3 protein-coding genes and 1 pseudogene are annotated in these 2592 nt (G+C 66.1%); 2 read left to right on the top strand and 2 right to left on the bottom strand.

Features of this window, described 5'->3' with window-relative positions; genetic code table 11:
* A pseudogene (locus tag AC5RWX_RS32260) lies at positions 1-488 on the top strand (hypothetical protein); the annotation flags it as partial.
* A 52-nt stretch (positions 489-540) separates the two neighbouring features.
* Here AC5RWX_RS32260 and AC5RWX_RS32255 read toward each other — a convergent pair.
* Both AC5RWX_RS32255 and AC5RWX_RS32250 read right to left on the bottom strand, forming a co-directional pair.
* Positions 541-1245, bottom strand: a complete 705-nt coding sequence (locus AC5RWX_RS32255) for a redox-sensing transcriptional repressor Rex (RefSeq protein WP_494100253.1) — start codon at positions 1243-1245, stop codon at positions 541-543.
* Between the two features lie 104 nt (positions 1246-1349).
* Complete coding sequence (locus tag AC5RWX_RS32250) at positions 1350-1604, bottom strand: glutaredoxin family protein (RefSeq protein WP_494100252.1); 255 nt, start codon at positions 1602-1604, stop codon at positions 1350-1352.
* A gap of 77 nt (positions 1605-1681) precedes the next feature.
* Here AC5RWX_RS32250 and AC5RWX_RS32245 point away from each other — a divergent pair, with 77 nt between their 5' ends.
* Positions 1682-2500: an HAD family hydrolase gene (locus AC5RWX_RS32245; RefSeq protein ID WP_494100251.1), complete on the top strand. Its 819-nt coding sequence runs from the start codon at positions 1682-1684 to the stop codon at positions 2498-2500.
* Positions 2501-2592: the final 92 nt, after the last annotated feature.

The following is a 2592-nucleotide window of genomic DNA, read 5'->3' as shown; positions in this document are numbered from 1 at the left end:
AGCCGCAGCCCACAGGCAGCAACGGGGTGCCGCAGCTGGTCAACATCTCGTTTTGGCTGCTGATCGCCTCGGCCGCAATCTTCGTCATCTCCATGCTCACCGGGCTCACCCAGCTGGACGACCCGGTATTCCGCCAGACCTTTGAGCAGCAGATGGAAGGCAGTGGAGCGGGCGTCACATACGAGGACATCAAGGGCGTCATCGCCGGCACCCTGGTGGTCTTCGCCATCCTCGGCGCAGGGCTCTACCTGCTGGTGGCCTTCTTCATCCGCAAGGGCAAGAACTGGGCGCGTATCCTGGGTACCGTGTTCGCTGCACTGTCCATCTTCGGCCTCTTCGGTCCTCCCAGCATTGGAACCATCGGCACGCTCCTGGGGATCGCCGCCATCGTCCTGCTGTACCTTCCGGCGGCTGCTCCCTACTTCCGGAAGCAGCAGCCCTTCGCCAACCCTTATGGTGGCGGCCTGGGCAACCCCTACGGCCGGTAGGTTTACGCACTTCCCGCACCAGCGGGCGTGGGCCCCGGAACCGCCTGAGAAACTAGGCGGTCTGCCCCGGGGCCTGCGCCCGTTGTGCGTGGTAGGCCAGGATCTGCAGTTCAGTGGCCATGTCCACTTTGCGGAGGTTGACTCCCTCGGGCACCTGGAGCATGACGGGGGCGAAACTCAGGACGCTGCGGACCCCGGCGGCCACCACACGGTCGCAGACATCCTGCGCGACGGCCGCCGGCAGCGCCAGCACCACCATGTTCGCTCCGGTCCGGTGGAGCACTGTTTCCAGGTCGGCGACATCGCTGACGCGCAGCCACCCCACTTCATTGCCCACCACCATCTGGTCGGCGTCAAAAATGGCCACTACGTCGAACCCGCGCGATTCGAATCCGCCGTACCGTGCCAAGGCCTTGCCAAGGTTGCCGGCACCGACGATGGCGACCTTCCAGTCGTGCGTCAGTCCGAGTGCCGCAGCGATGTGCCGGCTCAGGTACTGGACTTCGTAGCCGACGCCGCGGGTTCCGTAGGAGCCCACGTGGGACAGGTCCTTGCGCAGCGTGGCGGAACTAACGCCCGAGGCTTCGGCGAGAGATTCGGAGGAGACGCGCTCCACTCCCTCGGCAAGCAGGGTGTTCAGGGCACGCAGGTAAAGCGTCAGCCGGGCCACCGCTGCAGGCGGAATCTGTTTGGCTGGCGTGCCCGTGGTGTCTGAAAGATCCGGGACAGCCTGGGGAGTTGAATCCAACGAAGCCACCAGCCCCTCCCTCGCATCGCGTTGTGACTCCACTCTAGAGCCCCCCGGCCGATGCCCACAAAGCAGCCCGCCGCAAAGCCTGCGCGGTCACCGGTGCTGCTCCCCTACCCTGCCATGGCCCGCTGAAGTATGCGTCCCAGCCGGATCTCATCGATCTTCCAGAAGTCGCGCTGCACGCCATCCACCAGCACTACCGGGATCTCCTCGGCGTAGCGGTCCCGCAGTTCCGGCTGGTGGTCCACCAACTCTTCCGTCCAGTCCAGCCCCAGCGAGGCAGTAACCCGCCCGACGGCGTCGCGCGCCTCTTCGCAAAGGTGGCAGTCTGCTTTGGTGATCAGGACGACGCGCGGTGTTGCCATGACTTAACCGTAGCCCCGTTGACTGTGGCCCGCGACGCCGACCGAGTACACCGACTGGGTTGACTAGACTCAACTTCATGCCTGAGGAGAAGTACGTCGCCGTAGTCACCAAGCCGGTTGCGGCACCGCAACCCGGCGAGGCGGCGTTCTTCGATGTGGACAATACCCTCATGCGCGGCGCCAGCCTCTTCCATGTCGCCCGCAAGATGCACCAGCGCGGAGCCTTCACCATGGCCCAGGCAGCCGGGTTCGCGTGGAAGCAGTTCAAGTTCGTGGCCCGCGGCGAAAACATGGACGACGTTCACGCCGTCCGCGACTCCGCGCTTACATTGGCTGCAGGCATCACGGTTGACGACGTCAAGGCCCTCGGCGAAGAGGTCTACGACGAGATGATCGCCTCCCGGATCTGGCCTGGCGCGAAGGCCCTGGCCGAGCAGCACCTGCGGGTCGGCCGGCGGGTGTGGCTGGTCACCGCTACTCCCATCGAAGTTGCCACTGTGATCTCCACCCGGCTGGGACTCACCGGAGCCTTGGGGACAGTCGGGGAGATTTCGGAGGGCATGTACACCGGCCGCCTGGTGGGAGACATCCTGCACGGCTCGGCGAAAGCAGCGGCTGTCCGGGCAGTCGCGGACGCGGAGGAGCTGGACCTGAAGCGCTGCTGGGCCTACAGCGACTCCTACAACGACATTCCGCTGCTGACCTTGGTGGGCCACCCGGTGGCCATCAACCCGGACGCCCGCCTCCGCCGCCACGCCCGCGACAACAACTGGCCCGTCTACGACTTCCGGGCGGGCCGCCGCGCAGCCACCTTAGGCCTCAAGGCGGCCACCGCCTGCGGCGCCGTCTACGGGCTCTGGAAGGGTTTTGCCCGCATCCGAGGCCCCCGGGCATAGCGCCGCCACCCCAATCGCAAAAACAAAATGCCCGCCGCCTCGGAAGGCGACGGGCAGGTGTAGGCTGGGCGCAGGAGCTGGACGGCGAGTGG

The sequence above is a fragment of the Arthrobacter sp. SPT-J7 genome (assembly GCF_059089965.1).
The sequence above is the reverse complement of the archived record's forward strand: the minus strand, read 5'-3'. Positions and strand labels throughout refer to the sequence as shown.